This is a genomic window from Streptomyces sp. BK208, assembly GCF_004364245.1.
GTDB lineage: Bacteria > Actinomycetota > Actinomycetes > Streptomycetales > Streptomycetaceae > Streptomyces.
The window spans coordinates 172,990-187,874 of record NZ_SOAV01000002.1; the positions used below are offsets into that span (position 1 = coordinate 172,990).

Consider the following 14,885-nt stretch of genomic DNA (forward strand, 5'->3'; position numbering starts at 1 on the left):
CGTCTTCGAAGCGCCTTGCCCGGGACCGGCGTGTTCCGAACGCGCCTTCTAGCGGAGGATGACGCAGCTGGGGCTGGGGACCGAGAGCGGTGCGGCGGCCGGGGCCAGGCGGCCGGTCTCCGGGTCGAGGCGGAAGGCGCTCACCGACTGGCCCGCCTGGTTGGCGGTGTAGACGTAGCGGTCGGACGCGTCGAGCGCCACGTCGCGAGGCCAGCGGGTGCCCGGTGCCTTAGCGGTGACGGGTTGGGACTGCACGAGGCGCAGCCGGCGGCCCGCGTCGGCGGTGCGGAACGACTCGACCGTGTCCATGCCCCGGTCGGCCGTCACCAGGAACCTGCCGTCCTTGGTGAGGTGTACGGCGGAGGGGGCGTTGCGCGGGTTGAGACCGGCCGGAGCGACGGAGGCGTGCGCGACCGCGGCGAGATCCCCGCTGTCCGGGTCGTACGTCCAAGTGGTGACGGTGTGGCCGAGCTCGTTGGTGACGTAGGCGAGCCGGCCGCCGGGATGGAAGACGAGGTGTCGCGGGCCGGTCCGGGGCGGCAGGGCGGCGCGGCCGGACTCGGTCAGGCGGCCGGTGCGTCTGTCGAAGTCGTAGACGTAGATGCGGTCGTTGCCCTTGTCCGGTACGAGGACGCGGCGGCCCGCGGTGTCGAAGGCGACCATGTGCGGGTGCGGGCCGCGCTGTTCGTCGGGGTGCGGGCCGTGGCCACGGTGCGCAACGACCTGGACGGCGTCCTCCAGGGAGCCGTCGGGGGCGATCGGCACCACCGTGACGTGGCCCGAGTCGTAGTTCACGGTCAGCAGGAAACGGCCGTCCGGGGAGACGGCGAGGTGGACCGGGGCGGCGCCGTGGCTGGAGCGGGGCCGGCCCAGCGGGACCAGGTCCTCGCCTTCGACGCGGTAGGCGTGCAGTGCGCCCGTGGCACCGTCCGGGCGCTGGCTGACGGCGTAGAGGCGGGCTCCGTCCGGGGACAGCGTGAGGTACGAGGGGTTCTCGATGCCGCGGCGCCAGCCGGTGATGTGCAGCTCGCCGGTCGTGCCCACCCGGGCCACGCCGATGCCCGGCAGGCCCGGGAGGCCGTACTCACCCTCGGTGAACCCGCCGATGTACGCGAGGCGTGCATGCGGGCGGGGGGCGTTCCCGGTCACGGCTCGGGCGGCGGTCCAGCCTGCGGCGGAGACGGTGCCTGCGGCGGCGAGAACGAGGAGGTCGCGGCGAGTGGGGTGCATGTGGGCTCCCGTGGTCTTCTGGGCTTCGTGAACGGGTGCGGGCCGCGGTTCCGGGCGCGCCCCGCGACGGAGCCCCGCGTCACTCGGGGCGCGGGGAGCCGCGGCCGGCTCTCACCGGACCTGCGGACGGGATCCCGGCACCGTCACACCGAGGCCCCGAACACCAGCCCCGGCGCGAACAGCACCGCCAGTCCCGCCGCTCCGGCTCCGAGGAGGATCTGCCAGAGAGTGCGCAGTCCCCGGACCCGGTCCGAGCGGCGTGCCGCGGCCAGGGCCGCGATCGCGGCGGCCCAGGCCGGAAGAGCCAGCCGCAAGGTGATCTCCCCCGTGAAGACGAGCCCCGCGTGCGCGGAGACGCACTGCGCCGCCGTGCACACGGCGGGCACGCCGTCCCCCGCCCAGGCGGCGCCCGCGGCGAGCACGGCCAGCGGGCCTACGGCGGCCAGCGCCGTCAGCCACACGTAGGGGGCGAGTTGCGTACCTTCCCGGGCGTCCCGGGCCCGGCGCCGGTGGACCGCGTAGGCGGCGAGCGCGGGGAGCCAGCCGGCCAGCACGCCGAAGAGGCCGGCGTGCGACGCCTCGGCCAGCGCGGACCAGGCGCCGTCCGGCCCGTACGGCGGCCGGAGCAGAGCGAGCAGGCCGGTGGCCGAGGCGAGGCCCGCCGCCGTATGGGCCCAGGTCCGGGCGAAGGAAGGGGCACCCGCCCACGCGACGTACACCCCGGCGAGCGTGACGAGCAGCAGCGGCGGTCCGGCGGTCACGCCCCACGCGAGCGGAAACCCGGGGAGCCCGCTGCCCAGCGGGGCGGACCAGCCGCCCCAGTCGCCGAAGAGCGCGGCGAGCACGGCGGTGGCGCCGGCCGCGACGACGGGGGCGGCACCCTGCCCGGCGGGACCGTGCGCGGCGTCCGGCCTCCCGGGCGGTGTCCGCGGCCGTCGCTCGGCGGGTCGGTGCGAGGAAGGGGGCACCGCGCCCCGGGACACCGCCGACGGGGGATCGGCGGGCGCGGAGCGCGGTGCGGTCTCGGGGGTGGTCACCGGGTGGCCCCGGCGTGGCGGGACGGGGCCGGTGCGGGGTCCGGCGGCGGGGCGTCGGAGCCCTCGCGCAGGCCGTACTTCGCCCACCAGCGGGCCAGCGGTTCCGGTGCCCACCAAGCCCACTTGCCGAGCAGCGCCATCGTGGCCGGCACCAGCAGCCCGCGCACGATGGTCGCGTCGACCAGGACCGCGATGACCAGACCGACGCCGATCATCTTCATGAAGAGGATGGAAGAGGCCATGAAGCCGCCCACGACCACGACCAGGAGCAGCGCGGCACTGGTGATGATCTTCGCGGTGCGCTGCACGCCCAGCGCCACGGACTCCACGACGTCACCGCTGACGTCGAACTCCTCACGCACCCGCGACAGCAGGAACACCTCGTAGTCCATGGCGAGTCCGAAGGCGATCGCGACGACCAGGACGGGGAAGTTGACGTCCACCGCGCCGATCGGCTCGAAGCCCAGCAGGCCGGACAGGTGGCCGTCCTGGAAGATCCACTTGATCGCGCCGAAGGCGGCGAGGAGCGAGAGCAGGTTCAGGATGACCGACTTGAGCGGCAGCAGCAGGGAGCCGAACGCCAGGAACAGGACCAGGAAGGAGACCACCGCGACGAACAGCGCCATCCACGGCAGGCGTTCACCGATCATGTCGACGATGTCGACGCGGGAGGCGGGCATGCCGGTGACCAGGGTCTCGGCGCCGCCGGGCGGGTCGACCGCGCGCACGTCGCCGACCAGGGCGCGGGCGGCGTCGGACATCGGGTCCGGCGTGTAGTGCAGGGTGACCCGGGCGTCCTTGCCCGCGACGTTCGTCGGGGTCGCCGACGCCACTCCGTCGATCTTCGCCAGCTCTTCGGCGTAGGAGGCGACCTGGGAGGGCCGCGCGGGGCCGTCGAAGCGGACGACCGAGGTCATGATCCGGCCGGGGTCGACCTCGAAATCGGTGGAGAGCTCCTTGCTGACGACCTTCGCGTCGGCGTCCGAGGGCAGTACCCACTCGCCGGGGCGGGCCCAGTTCACACCGAGCAGCGGCGCGCCGAGGCCGACCAGGACGGCGACGATCGCGAGGGTGGAGATCAACGGCCTGCGCATCACGGCATGGGCGGTGCGGTACCAGCGGCCCCGCGTTTCGGGCCGGGGGGTGCGCCGGCCCGAACCGGGCAGCGGGATACGCCACTTGTCGATGCTGTGGCCGGTGTAGCGCAGCAGCGCGGGCAGCAGGGTGAGGGCGCCGACGACCGCGAAGGCGACGACGGCCACGGCCGCGTACCCCATGGAGGACAGGAAGCGGGAAGGGAAGAAGAGGAGCCCGGCGAAGGAGATCGCCACAGCGATGCCGGAGAAGGCGACGGTGCGGCCCGCCGTGGCGGTGGCACGCTGCACCGCCGTGTCGACGTCGGCGCCCGCGTGCAGTTCCTCGCGGAACCGGTTCACCATGAACAGCGCGTAGTCGATGGCGAGTCCGAGGCCGAGGATCGTGATGACGTTGATGACGGTGCTGGAGACGTCCGTGAACATCGTCAGGACGCGGAGCACCACGAACGAGCCGAGCGCCACGAACGATCCGACGGCCAGCGGCAGGAGGGCCGCGATCGCACTGCGGAAGATCAGCACGAGGAGGATCAGCAGGATCGGCACCGAGAGCATCTCGGCACGTGCGATGTCCGACCCGGTCAGCGCGTTGACCTGCTCGGTCATCGCGGCGACGCCGCCGTAGCGGACTTCGGTGCCCTGCGCTTCGAAGTCCTCCTTGATCTTGTCGAGCGCCTCGACCTGCTCCTGGTCCACGTCGCTGGTGAACTGCACGGTCGCGTACGTCTTGGTGCCGTCCGCGGAGACGTACGCGCCCTTGTCCTGGCGGCCCGGGTGCCAGTAGGAGTCGAGCCGTTCGATGCCGGCGCGCGGTACGCCGTCGAGGGCGGAGCGCACGGCGGGGCCGAAGTCGTCGACGGTGGCGTCGCTGCCCCGTGCGGCCTCATAGACCACGATCAGGTCGTTGGACTCCCGGCCGAGCGGGCCCTCCAGCACCTTGTCCGCCTGGACGGACTCACTGGCCGGGTCGTCGAAGCCGGCGCCGCCGGTGAACGAAGCGAAGACCCGGGTGCCCCAGACGCCGGCGAAGAGGGTGAAGACGACTGCCGCGACGACAACCCATGCACGGCGCCGCGCGGTAAATCTTCCGATTGCGGCAAACACTTCTCTCTCCTGAATTCTTCATTCTTCGACGAATTGACGGAACATACGGGAACCTCGCCCACCAGCCTCACTGAATTTCCGGGCGCGTGATATTCCCATTCCGGGGAAGGCGCTATGCCTCCTTCGACACAGGGGTCCGCCCGGCTGCCGATCTGCGCTGCAGGAGTGCGGCGACGGCGCCCACCAGCACGGAGAGCCCGACCCCGGTCGCGATCGAGAACACCGGGTCGTCGCTCACCTTCCCGCCGAAGTAGCCGGCGCCCACCGAGTAGCCCGCCCACACCGTCTCGGCGAGGACCGCGCCCAGGGCGAACTTGCTCGCCGGGTAGCGTGCCGCGCCCGCCGTCAGCCCCGCGAGGAGCCGGCCGCTGGGCAGGAAGCGGACGCCGACGACGAAGGCGAGGCCGCCTCGGTGCACGCGGTGCGACGCCCAGTCGAACAGCTCGCCCTTGCGGCCCCCGGCGCGGGCGGAGCCGCGCACCCGGGCGCCCGCCGCCCGGCCGAAGCGGTGGATGAGCAGGTCGCCGAGGACCGCGCTGCCCGCGACCGAGGCCAGGACGAGCAGCAGGGACATCTCGCCGCGGGCGGCGAGCATGCCGCCCGTGACCAGGAGTACGGCGTTGGGGAGCAGGGGTGGGAGCGTCGTCAGGGCGAGGATCGCGTACGCCCAGCAGGCCGCTCCGGAGAGCGAGGAGGACAGGCCGGAGGTCACGTCCAGCCATGACACGAGCGAGCCGAAGTCGATACCCACGGCCCCCTCCTTTCCCGTTCGCTAGCCCGTTCCAGCCGGCCGGCGCTACCTCCTTGGAGACATGCGCGTGGGCCATTGGTGAGTCGTGTTCGCAGGTCAGAGTCCCGTTAGCGTCACCGTGACGGGTGCCGGGCGCCTCCTGCCGTGCAACAGTAACTTACGCTATCGATAGTGGCACTATCACCCGCGTTCCGCACTGCCACTTCCGACGTACTCAGGTGGGGTCATGACCGAAGCGACGCTGTTCTTCCGCGAGTTCACCCGCACCCGACGGGCCACCGGGGCCGTCGCGCCCAGCAGTCCGCGCCTGGCCAGGGCCCTGACGCGCTATGTCATCCCGAGCCCCGGCACGGCGCGGGCCGTCCTGGAGGTCGGGCCGGGGACGGGGGCGGTGACCCGGCATGTGATGGAGTCTCTGGGGCCGATGGACACGCTCGACCTCGTCGAGGCGAACCCGCGGTTCGCCGCGCTGCTAGCGCAGACGTATGCCGGGGACCGGCGGGTCCGGGTGCTGACCGGGCTCGTCCAGGACGCCGACCTCGGGTCGTACGACACGATCGTGTGCGGGTTGCCGTTCGCCAACTTCGACGCGGCCACCGTCGGGGACATCCTGGGGCGGCTCGTCGGCGCGCTGCGGCCCGGGGGGACGATGTCGTACTTCGCCTACGCGGGGATGCCGCCGCTGCGGCGGGCGCTGGCCACGGGGCGAGCCCGGGCGCGGGTCCTCGCACTGCAGTCCGTGATCGGGCGGGTGCTGGCGCGGCACCGGTTCCGCACGGAGACCGTCCTGGGGAACCTGCCGCCCGCCCGCGTCCACCATCTGGCTCCCGCCGTGCCGGCGGCCGAGGCGCTCGCCCTCGGGGCTTGCGCGAGCCCGCCGGGCGGCGGGGAAACCGCGGCCCGCGAGGGCGCGGGGCTGTGACGTGGGCGGCCGCCGACGCGCGCGAGCGGCCGTGACGCACCCGCAACCGTCGCCGCGCCGACACCCCGGGGCGACGGGCGGGTCAGGCCGAGCGGCGGCTTCCCGGAAGCCGGGCCGACGCGTCCTCCTGGGCGATACGCCGCAGCGCCGACATCGCCGCATCCCCGAGCACCGTGCTGAGGACCACGTCCTCCACCTTGCCGTCCGTGGACGGCGCGTTCGCGAGGGCGGCCAGTTCGGCGACGGCGAGTTCCCCCGCTGCCGCCGCGTACCGGTCGAGCAGGCCCAGCAGATCGCCGCGGTTCAGGTCCCGGTAGGCCACGATGATCTGCACCAGCGCCTGCCAGCCGGGATTCTCCGGTTTCGCCGCCCAGCCATGGCGCCGGACCAGGTCGAAGACCTCGGCCTCGGCGCGCTCCCGGTCCTCCGGGCCGCCGCGCTCCGAGGCCGGCCTGGTGACCGCGGACTGGGCGACGCCGAGCGCGCCGTGCACCGTGCGGTGCGGGGAGTCGACCTCGGCGAGCACCTCGCGGGCCGCGGCGATGGACAGGCCGCCGACCTCCAGCATGGCGCGGATCAGCTTGAGCCGGCGCACATGGCTGTCGTCGTACGCCACCTGGTTCGGACTGGTGCGCTCGCCCGGGGGCAGCAGGCCCTCGCGCGAGTAGTACTTGATGGTCGGCACCGGAACCCCGGTCCGCCGCGCCAGTTCTCCGATACGCATTCCATGAGGATACCCGTTTGGTCCGGCGCGCCCTCGGCCGCTTTTATCGGCGTTGAATTCGGCTGCCATTCGAGTTCCACCGGACGGTGCGACGCTGCCGGAGCAAGACCGTTCCCCTGCCGAAGGAAACAGGTATGACCACAGACGTGGCTCCGGACTTTTCCACGGCGCCCGCAGAACTCAGTTTCGGGCGCACCGTCGACCGCTCCCTGGTCCACCGGGCCGCGGTCTCCGAGGTCTTCGTCACCGACATCCGTCCGCTGGCCGAGAAGCGGGTACGCGCCGCGGTCCAGCTCCCCCTCACGCACGGCTACTACAACGACCACGCGCAGCGCCCGCTCGTCTACGACCCACTGCTGCTTCTGGAGTCGGGCCGCCAGGCCGCGATGGCCGGGTCGCACGCGCACATCGGCCTGTCCCGGGGCACCACGATGATCGTCGACACCTTCCGCATCCAACTGGGCGATCTCAAGAATCTGTTGGTGGGCGACGAGCCCGGTCGGCTCGTCATCGACACCGAGTACGTGGGGCGGCCGACCCGGCGCGGGCGCTACCGCAAGGGCACCGTCGTCCAGCGCTACACGCTGGACGGCACCGGAATCGGCGAGCACGAGATGGACGTCCTCTTCCTCAACCAGCACGAGAACGAGGTCCTGCGGCACGCCCAGCGCGGCACCCCGGCCCCGCTGACCTCGGAGTTCTGCGACCACGGGCCCGACGGCGGCTGGGAAGCCGAGCCGGGCGCGGTGGGCCGCGGCAACCCGTTGAACGTCGTCCTGTCCCGGCACCGGGCCACGCCCGGCACGGTCACCGCCGAGGTCACCCCGCGCTTCGACAACCGGGCCCTGTTCGACCACGTCTACGACCATCTGCCCGCCATGACACTCGTCGAGGCCGCGCGCCAACTGGCCCTGCTCTCCACCGGCGAACCCACCGCCACGTATCCGACCGGCTTCGAGGCCCGCTTCACCCGGTTCGCCGAACTCGACGCCCTGGTCACCGCCGAGGCGCCGCGGATCGGGCCGGGCGAGGGGCGGCGCACCCTGCCGGTGCGCTTCCACCAGGACGGCGCGGAGATCGCGTCCGTATCCGTCACCATGACAGCGGGGAGCGAACTGTGAGCGCGAACGACCGTCGCCGGCTCGCCGTGTGGAGCGACTTCGGTGGCGTGCTGACCCCGCCGATCACCCACACCATGGGCACCTTCTGCCGGAGCCAGGGGCTGGACCCGGAGGTGCTGCGGCGCGCCCTCGGCACGGTCACCGCCCGCTACGGCACCCGCGACGTCATGGAGCCGATCGACACCCCGCTGGTCTCCGAGGAGGAGTGGCTCGCCCAGGTCAGCCAGGTGCTCGCGGCCGACCACGGCGTCACCGGCGTGCACCTGACGACGCTCGCGGACGCCTGGTTCGACGGGCGGGAGACCAATCACGCCTGGGTGGCGGCGCTGCGCAAGGCGCGCGAGAGCGGAGCGTTCGTCGGCCTGCTGTCCAACATGGTGCCCACGTGGGACGCACACTGGCGGCGCATGGTCGACCCGGCCGCGCTCTTCGACGACGTCCTGCTCTCGTTCGAGGTCGGGCACCGCAAGCCGTCACCCGGCATGTTCGCCCTCGCGGCCGAGCGGGCCGGTGCCGCGCCCGCCGACTGCGTGCTCGTCGACGACCTGGAGCACAACTGCGCGGGCGCCGAGGCGGCCGGCTGGCAGGCGATCCACTTCACCGACACCACGGCCGCCACCGGGCGGCTCGCCGAGCTGCTCGCGGGCTGACCGCCCTGCACCCGGCGCGTACCGACCCCGCGTCCCAGCAACCCACAAGGAGCCAGACCGTGAGCCGTTCCGTGCTCGTCACCGGTGGCAACCGGGGCATCGGCCTCGCCACCGCCCGCGCCCTCGCCGAACAGGGCGACAAGGTCGCCGTCACCTACCGCACCGGCGAACCGCCGGAGGGCCTTTTCGGAGTGCGCTGCGACGTCACCGACCCCGTCTCCGTGCGCCGCGCGGTGGACGAGGCCCGCATCCAGCACGGCCCGATCCAGGTCCTGGTCTCCAATGCCGGGATCACCCGCGACCAGCTGCTCGTCGGCATGGGCGACGCCGACTTCCGCGACGTCATCGAGACGAACCTGCTGTCCGCGGTGGCCGTCGCCCAGGAGGTCGTCCCCGACATGCTCAAGGCCCGCTGGGGACGCATCGTCCTGATGTCGTCGATGAGCGCCATGGCGGGCGCCCCCGGACAGACCAACTACGCGGCGTCCAAAGCCGGACTGATCGGTTTCGGCCGCTCGCTGGCCCGTGAGGTCGGCCGCCGCAACGTCACCGTGAACATCGTCTCGCCCGGCCTGATCGAGACGGACATGGTCAAGGACGTCACCGACGCGCGTCGCAAGCACGTGCTGAGCCAGACCTCCCTGTTCCGCGCCGGACGCCCCGAGGAGGTGGCGGCCGCCGTGAAGTTCCTGGTCAGCGAGGAGGCCTCGTACGTCACCGCCGGGGTGATCCCGGTGACGGGCGGCCTCGGCGTCGGCCACTGAGCCCTCATCTCTTCCGCGGTACCCCCCTCAGGAAAGGAATTCCATGTCCCACGACACCGTCCTGGAGATCGCCCAGCAGATGGGCCGGATCTTCAACGACCTCGACGAGCAGATCGCCCACCAGCTGGTCGCCGAGGACTTCGTCGACTACGAGGCCCCGCCCGGCACCCCGGGCGGCCCGGCCGGCTACCTGGGCACCGCCCGCTGGATGAACTCCGTGTTCACGGAGGCCAGCTGGGACCACATCGACTCGTTCGCGGACGGCGACAAGGCCGTCATCCGGGTCCGCTTCACCGGCATCCACACCGGCGACTTCCTCGGCTTCGAGGGCACCGGCAACAAGGTCGACGTGGAGCACATCCACATCTACCGGGTGGGCGACGACGGCCTCGTGCACGAGCACTGGGCCTGCCGTCAGGACCTGTTCCTGCTGGCACAGATCGGCGCCGTCCAACTGAAGCTGCCGCCCACGGGCACGCGGGCGTAACCACGCACATCACCTCCACCTCCCAGGCCGCCGGACCCGTCGTACGGGCCCGGCGGCCTGTCGTCCGCACGGACCTCTCCGTACGGACCCGAGAAAGGACGGCAACAAGCGATGAAGCAGAAAGGGGCGGCGTGGGCGCTGATCGCGACCTCGGTGCCCATGTTCATGGTCGCGGTCGACAACCTCGTCGTCACCAACGCGCTGACCGCCATCGCCGAAGACCTCGACACCGGTCAGACGGGCCTGCAGTGGGTGGTCAACGGCTATGTCCTCGCCTTCGCGGGCCTGCTGCTCGCGGGGGCCGCGCTCGGCGACCGGATCGGCCGCCGGCGGGTGTTCCTGTGGGGCGTCGCCCTGTTCACGGCGGCGTCCGCGGCGTGCGCGCTCGCCGACTCGGCGGGCGCCCTGGTCGCGGCACGCATCCTTCAGGGCGCGGGGGCGGCCGCCGTCCTGCCGGTGTCGCTGACCCTGGCCGTGGCGTCCGTGAGCGCCGCGCGCAGGCCGCTCGCGGTCGGCGTGTGGGGCGGCGTCAACGGCCTGGGCATCGCGCTCGGCCCGATGGCCGGCGGCCTGGTCACCCAGGGCCTGGACTGGCACTGGATCTTCTGGATCAATGTGCCGATCGGCGCCCTCGCGCTGCCGCTGGCCCGCTGGGCGATCGCCGAGTCCAAGGGCGCGCCACGCCCGCTCGACGTGCCCGGCGTCGCCCTGGTGACCGGCGCGGTGGTGGCTGCGGTGTATGGCATCGTGCGGTTCGCGGACGGCGCGGACGCCCTCGTCGAGTCGCTGGGCGGGGTGGTGCTGTCGGCAGGTCTGCTCGCGGCCTTCGGCGCGTGGCAGCGCCGTACCCCGACGCCGCTGGCACCGCTCCATCTCTACCGGATCCGCCCGTTCATGCTGAGCAACGCCCTCGCGCTCGCCATGTACTTCGGGGTGTTCGGCTCGATCTTCTTCCTGGCGCAGTTCATGCAGGGGCCGATGGGCTACACGCCGTTCGAGGCGGGGCTGCGCACGTTGCCGTGGACGGCGGCGCCGATGCTCGTGGTGCCGGTGGCCAGCGCCCTGGTGGGCCGGGTGGGCGGCGGACGGCTCCAGGCGCTCGGCTGCGTCTGCCAGGGGGCAGCCCTGGTATGGCTCGCGGTGATCTGCAGGCCCGGGCTCCCGTACGGTGCGATGGTCGGCGCGATGGCGCTCGCCGGGGTCGGCATGGGGCTCGTGTTCGCCGCGAATCCGGCGACCGTCATCGGGTCCGTCGCCGAGCACGAGCACAATCTGGCGTCGGGTGTGAACAACACCGTGCGCGAGTTCGGTGGCGCGCTCGGTATCGCCGTGCTCACCGCGGTGTACGTGCACGGCGGCCTCCGGAGCGCGGTGCTCACGGGGGCCGCCGTCGTCCTGCTCGGTACCTTCGCGGGTCTGGCGGTCAGACCCGCGCCGGAGCCAGCACGGCCCGCGTCCGGGCCAGCACCTTCTGTCCCGCGCAGCGCACCGTCAGATCGACCCGCACCGTCCCGTCTTCCCTGACGTCCCCGACGACACCGTCGACGGTGAGCTTTACACCGTCGGCGGTGTCCGGAACGAGGACGGGGCGGGTGAAACGGGTGGCGTACTCGACGACGTGTGCCCCCACGTGTTCCTGTTCCGCCCACTGGGTGACGGCGGTCGCGGCCAGGCCCATGCTGAGCATGCCGTGCGCGATGACGCCGGGCAGGCCGACGGCCGCGGCGCGGGTCTCGGACCAGTGGATCGGGTTGTGGTCGCCCGACGCGGCGGCGTAGGCGACGAGCCGTTCGCGGGTGAGGCGGAAGGTCCGGGTGGGCATTCTCATGTCCTTCACCGGTCCCCGCCCGACTTGCGTGACACGAGCGTCGACGTCGTCGTGCAGACCAGGGCGCCGCCGTCCGCCTCGCGGATGCGGCCGCGCAGGGTGACGACGTCGTTGCCGTCGACGGTCTCCGCGGTGACGACCTCGACGGTGACCGTGAGCCGGTCGCCGGCCCGGACGGGGCGCGCGGACTCGAAACGCTGGTCCCGGTGGATCACGCGGTCGAAGTCGAAGCCGAAGTCCGGATCGTCGATCACCTGCTTCTCGGCGCGCATCGACAGGACGATGGGGAAGGTGGGAGTGGCCTCGCGTCCGGGGGAGGCGGAGCCGACGGCCTCGGCGAACTCCCGGAGCGTTTCGGCACCGACCTCGTAGGGGGCCGTCGGGGGGTAGGTGCGGCCTGTGTAGGACGTGTTGAGCGGCGACACGGGTCTCCTGTCTTGGGGCGGCACGGGGCTGTCCCATCGGTGGCGGGTGAGGGGGCGTGCTCGCTCGCGCCCACGTGACGGCGCCCGCGGGCAGGACCCACGGGCGCCGTCGTGTCGCGGGGCGGGGTCACTCCGGCCGGCGTACGACCAGGGCCGCGGCGTTGCCGTCGCGGCCCACCGAGGTGACCAGGCCGATGCGGCCCTGTCCGGGCCAGTCGGCCAGAAGCGCGGCGAGCTGCAACGCGCCGCTCGCGCTGTACGTCTCGCCGAGCGCGTCGGCGACCCGGACCGCACCGGGGGGCAGCGTGCCGCCCAGCGCCCGGCGCAGGCCCCGTTCCTCGACCCGGTCCAGGGCCCGGTGGTGGGAGGAGCCCACGGACACCGCCGAGACGTCCGACGGCGCGACCCCGCTGCGGCCCAGCGCACGCGTCACCGCGTCGGCCAGCCCGTCCGCGTACCTGCGCGGGTCCGGTGTGAACCGCACCTCGCAGGCGAGGAGTTCGGCCAGGGCGGGGGCGGCGGGCCGCTCCCGCTGGACGGTGAAGACCGCGGCGCCCTCCCCGAGCGCCGCGCCCTCGTGCAGCACACCGGTGCGGTGCCACGCCCACGCGGCCGGGGCGCTCAGCTCCTCCACGCCGCCGACCAGCAGCCGGTCGGCACGACCCAGGGTCAGGGCGAGCCGGGCGTGCCGGAAGGCGAGCAGCGAGGCGCTCGGTCCGCCGGCCACCGTGGCGTTGAGACCGCGCAGCCCGTTGCGGATGGCGATCTGGCCCGAGGTGCTGTTCATCACCGTGTTGGGAAAGCGACCGGGGTTGACCAGGTACGGCTTGTCCATGGTCAGTGTGTCGTACAGCAGGGTGCTGTGCGTGGACACCGATCCGGTGTTGGTGGCGAGGACGACGCCCGTGCGGGCCGCCTCGGCCTCACCCGGCGCGCCGGCCCGGGACTCCAGGAGTTCCTTGCAGGCCACCAGGCCGAACGAGGTGAGCCGGTCCACATACTTGGTGCCCTTGCGGCCGAGTCGCGCCTTCACGTCGAACGCGCGCACCGCGCGCACCGGACGCCCGGGGTAGTCCGCGGCGTCGTCCCCGACCGGAGAGCCGGACAGCTCGCGGCCACCGCGCAGCAGTTCCGCCAGGGCGCCGAGTCCGTCGCCGGCCGCCGTGACGAGCCCGGCCCCGGTGACGTACAGCGGCTCGACCGGGGCGATGGGGCGCGCTTGCACTGCCGTCGCGGTGGTCACGAGACCCTCCCCAGAATGGTGATCACGTTGTTGCCGCCGAACGCGAAACCGTGGTTCTGCACGATGTCCAGACGGGCCGGACGGCCGGTGCCGGGCACGCAGTCCACGCCTTCGCCGAGCGCGGGATCGGGCTCCTCGACGTTGGCCGTGGGCGGCAGGAAATCCTGCTCCAGCGCCTTGCAGCAGGCGATGGCGCCGAAGCCGGAGGCCGCGCCCATGGTGTGTCCGAGCATCGACTTGATGGAGCTGATCGGCGGGATCCGGTCGCCGAACACCTCGCGGGCGGCGGCGACCTCGGTGGCGTCGTTCGTCGGTGTGCCGGTGCCGTGCGCGCAGATGTAGTCGATCTGCGCCGGCTCGACCCCGGCCGCCCGGTGTGCGGCCTTGATGCACTCGGCGATGCTGGTCGCGTCGGGGTGCACCATGTGGGCGGCGTCGCAGTTGGCCGCGTAGCCGAGCACCTCTGCGTAGATCCGGGCGCCGCGGGCCACCGCGCCTTCGTACGTCTCCAGGACGAGGACGGCGCCGCCCTCGCCGGTGACGATGCCGGAGCGGTCGGCGGCGAACGGGCGCGGGACGTCCTCCGCCATCGCGCCCAGGGCGTAGAACCCGGCGTGGGTCAGCCGGTTGACGGCGTCCGCGCCGCCCGCCAGCATCACCCCGGCCTCGCCACTGCGGACCAGGTCGTAGGCGTAGCCCAGGGCGTAGTTGGACGCCGAGCAGGCCGTCGGGATGGTCTGCGTCTCGCCGAACAGACGCAGTTCGGTGCTGACCGCGTGGGCGATCCGGGAGGCCGGGGTCTGGCCGGCCAGCTCGCCGTCGATGGCGGACAGGCCGGCCGCCACCCACTGCTCGGCGAGTGCCTGCACCACCGCGGACTCGCCGCTGGTGGTGCCGAGGATCGCGCCGGCCCCGGCGGCCGTCAGCTGCTCCTCGTCGATGCCGGCGTCGGTGACGGCGAGCCGGGCGGCCGCGGCGGCCAGCAGACCGCTGCGGCCCCAGCGGGCCGGGTCGAGCCGCTTGAGGTGGTCGGCCGGGTCGAAGTCCGCGACCTCACCGGCGTTGGCCCGCGGGAAGCCGCTCGCGTCGAAGCTCTCGATGGGCCCGATGCCACCGGCGCCGGCGCGTACGGCGTCGGCGAAGACGTCGGCCGTGATGCCGACGGGCGACACCGCACCGAGTCCGGTGATGACGACGCGGTGGCCTTCAGGCATTCGCGTTCTCCCCGCTGTGCCGGGCGACGGCGGTGACCAGCAGACGCAGATTCACCAGGTCGCCGAGCTCGGTCTTGGGAATGACCACACCGAGTTCCTTCTCTATTCGGGAGACGACCGTGATGAGCGAAAGGGAATCGCTCTCGTAGTCGTCGACGAAGTGACCGTTGTCGGTCAGTTCACCGTCCTCGAGCTCGAGTTCCTCGATCACGATCTGGCTCACCTGCGCGTGGAAGTCCTGCTCGGCCTTGACGGTCTGCGCGGTCATTTCCGTTCCTCTCCTCGCCTGCC

The 14,885-nt window shown here is 72.8% G+C and carries 16 protein-coding genes; 6 read left to right on the top strand and 10 right to left on the bottom strand.

Annotation, left to right across the window (positions count from 1 at the left end; all coding sequences use genetic code 11):
* Positions 1-48: 48 nt before the first annotated feature.
* The 4 genes from EV562_RS05345 to EV562_RS05360 all read right to left on the bottom strand — a co-directional run bounded on the left by EV562_RS05345 (position 49) and on the right by EV562_RS05360 (position 5,216).
* On the bottom strand, positions 49-1,230 hold the full coding sequence (locus tag EV562_RS05345; protein ID WP_133885501.1) for a lactonase family protein: 1,182 nt from the start codon (positions 1,228-1,230) through the stop codon (positions 49-51).
* A gap of 143 nt (positions 1,231-1,373) precedes the next feature.
* The gene (locus EV562_RS05350; protein WP_133885502.1) at positions 1,374-2,267 is read right to left on the bottom strand and encodes a hypothetical protein; all 894 of its coding nucleotides are present in this window, start codon (positions 2,265-2,267) and stop codon (positions 1,374-1,376) included.
* Positions 2,264-4,465, bottom strand: a complete 2,202-nt coding sequence (locus EV562_RS05355; protein WP_133885503.1) for an MMPL family transporter — start codon at positions 4,463-4,465, stop codon at positions 2,264-2,266. The genes EV562_RS05350 and EV562_RS05355 overlap by 4 nt, the downstream gene beginning before the upstream one ends.
* A 112-nt stretch (positions 4,466-4,577) precedes the next feature.
* Positions 4,578-5,216 (bottom strand): VTT domain-containing protein, encoded by a 639-nt coding sequence (locus EV562_RS05360; protein WP_133885504.1) that lies wholly within the window; start codon positions 5,214-5,216, stop codon positions 4,578-4,580.
* Between the two features lie 226 nt (positions 5,217-5,442).
* On the opposite strand from EV562_RS05360, the gene EV562_RS05365 reads away from it, so the two are divergent.
* A complete protein-coding gene (locus EV562_RS05365) occupies positions 5,443-6,138 on the top strand; it encodes a methyltransferase (protein ID WP_133885505.1) in 696 nt (231 codons plus the stop codon).
* An 82-nt stretch (positions 6,139-6,220) separates the two neighbouring features.
* Here the strand turns inward: EV562_RS05365 and EV562_RS05370 are convergent, their stop codons facing one another.
* On the bottom strand, positions 6,221-6,862 hold the full coding sequence (locus EV562_RS05370; RefSeq protein WP_133885506.1) for a MerR family transcriptional regulator: 642 nt from the start codon (positions 6,860-6,862) through the stop codon (positions 6,221-6,223).
* Between the two features lie 134 nt (positions 6,863-6,996).
* Here EV562_RS05370 and EV562_RS05375 point away from each other — a divergent pair, with 134 nt between their 5' ends.
* From EV562_RS05375 to EV562_RS05395, 5 genes are all read left to right on the top strand, one after another.
* Positions 6,997-7,983, top strand: a complete 987-nt coding sequence (locus tag EV562_RS05375; protein WP_133885507.1) for an AfsA-related hotdog domain-containing protein — start codon at positions 6,997-6,999, stop codon at positions 7,981-7,983.
* Entirely contained in the window at positions 7,980-8,633 is a 654-nt protein-coding gene (locus EV562_RS05380; protein WP_243859976.1) for an HAD-IA family hydrolase, read from the top strand. The genes EV562_RS05375 and EV562_RS05380 overlap by 4 nt, the downstream gene beginning before the upstream one ends.
* A gap of 59 nt (positions 8,634-8,692) precedes the next feature.
* Positions 8,693-9,397 (top strand): 3-oxoacyl-ACP reductase FabG, encoded by a 705-nt coding sequence (fabG, locus tag EV562_RS05385; RefSeq protein ID WP_133885508.1) that lies wholly within the window; start codon positions 8,693-8,695, stop codon positions 9,395-9,397.
* 43 nt (positions 9,398-9,440) lie between these two features.
* Positions 9,441-9,884, top strand: a complete 444-nt coding sequence (locus EV562_RS05390; protein ID WP_208298295.1) for an ester cyclase — start codon at positions 9,441-9,443, stop codon at positions 9,882-9,884.
* Positions 9,885-9,995: 111 nt separating this feature from the next.
* Positions 9,996-11,408: an MFS transporter gene (locus tag EV562_RS05395; protein ID WP_133885509.1), complete on the top strand. Its 1,413-nt coding sequence runs from the start codon at positions 9,996-9,998 to the stop codon at positions 11,406-11,408.
* Here EV562_RS05395 and EV562_RS05400 read toward each other — a convergent pair.
* The 5 genes from EV562_RS05400 to EV562_RS05420 all read right to left on the bottom strand — a co-directional run bounded on the left by EV562_RS05400 (position 11,308) and on the right by EV562_RS05420 (position 14,862).
* On the bottom strand, positions 11,308-11,712 hold the full coding sequence (locus tag EV562_RS05400) for a MaoC/PaaZ C-terminal domain-containing protein (protein ID WP_133885510.1): 405 nt from the start codon (positions 11,710-11,712) through the stop codon (positions 11,308-11,310). The two genes, EV562_RS05395 and EV562_RS05400, sit on opposite strands and share 101 nt — an antisense overlap.
* A 5-nt stretch (positions 11,713-11,717) precedes the next feature.
* Complete coding sequence (locus tag EV562_RS05405; protein WP_133885511.1) at positions 11,718-12,137, bottom strand: MaoC family dehydratase N-terminal domain-containing protein; 420 nt, start codon at positions 12,135-12,137, stop codon at positions 11,718-11,720.
* Positions 12,138-12,264: 127 nt separating this feature from the next.
* Positions 12,265-13,380: a beta-ketoacyl synthase N-terminal-like domain-containing protein gene (locus EV562_RS05410; protein ID WP_166661603.1), complete on the bottom strand. Its 1,116-nt coding sequence runs from the start codon at positions 13,378-13,380 to the stop codon at positions 12,265-12,267.
* Complete coding sequence (locus tag EV562_RS05415; RefSeq protein ID WP_133885513.1) at positions 13,377-14,594, bottom strand: beta-ketoacyl-[acyl-carrier-protein] synthase family protein; 1,218 nt, start codon at positions 14,592-14,594, stop codon at positions 13,377-13,379. Before EV562_RS05415 ends, EV562_RS05410 begins: the two co-directional genes overlap by 4 nt.
* On the bottom strand, positions 14,587-14,862 hold the full coding sequence (locus EV562_RS05420) for an acyl carrier protein (RefSeq protein ID WP_133885514.1): 276 nt from the start codon (positions 14,860-14,862) through the stop codon (positions 14,587-14,589). The genes EV562_RS05415 and EV562_RS05420 overlap by 8 nt, the downstream gene beginning before the upstream one ends.
* Between the last annotated feature and the right edge of the window lie 23 nt (positions 14,863-14,885).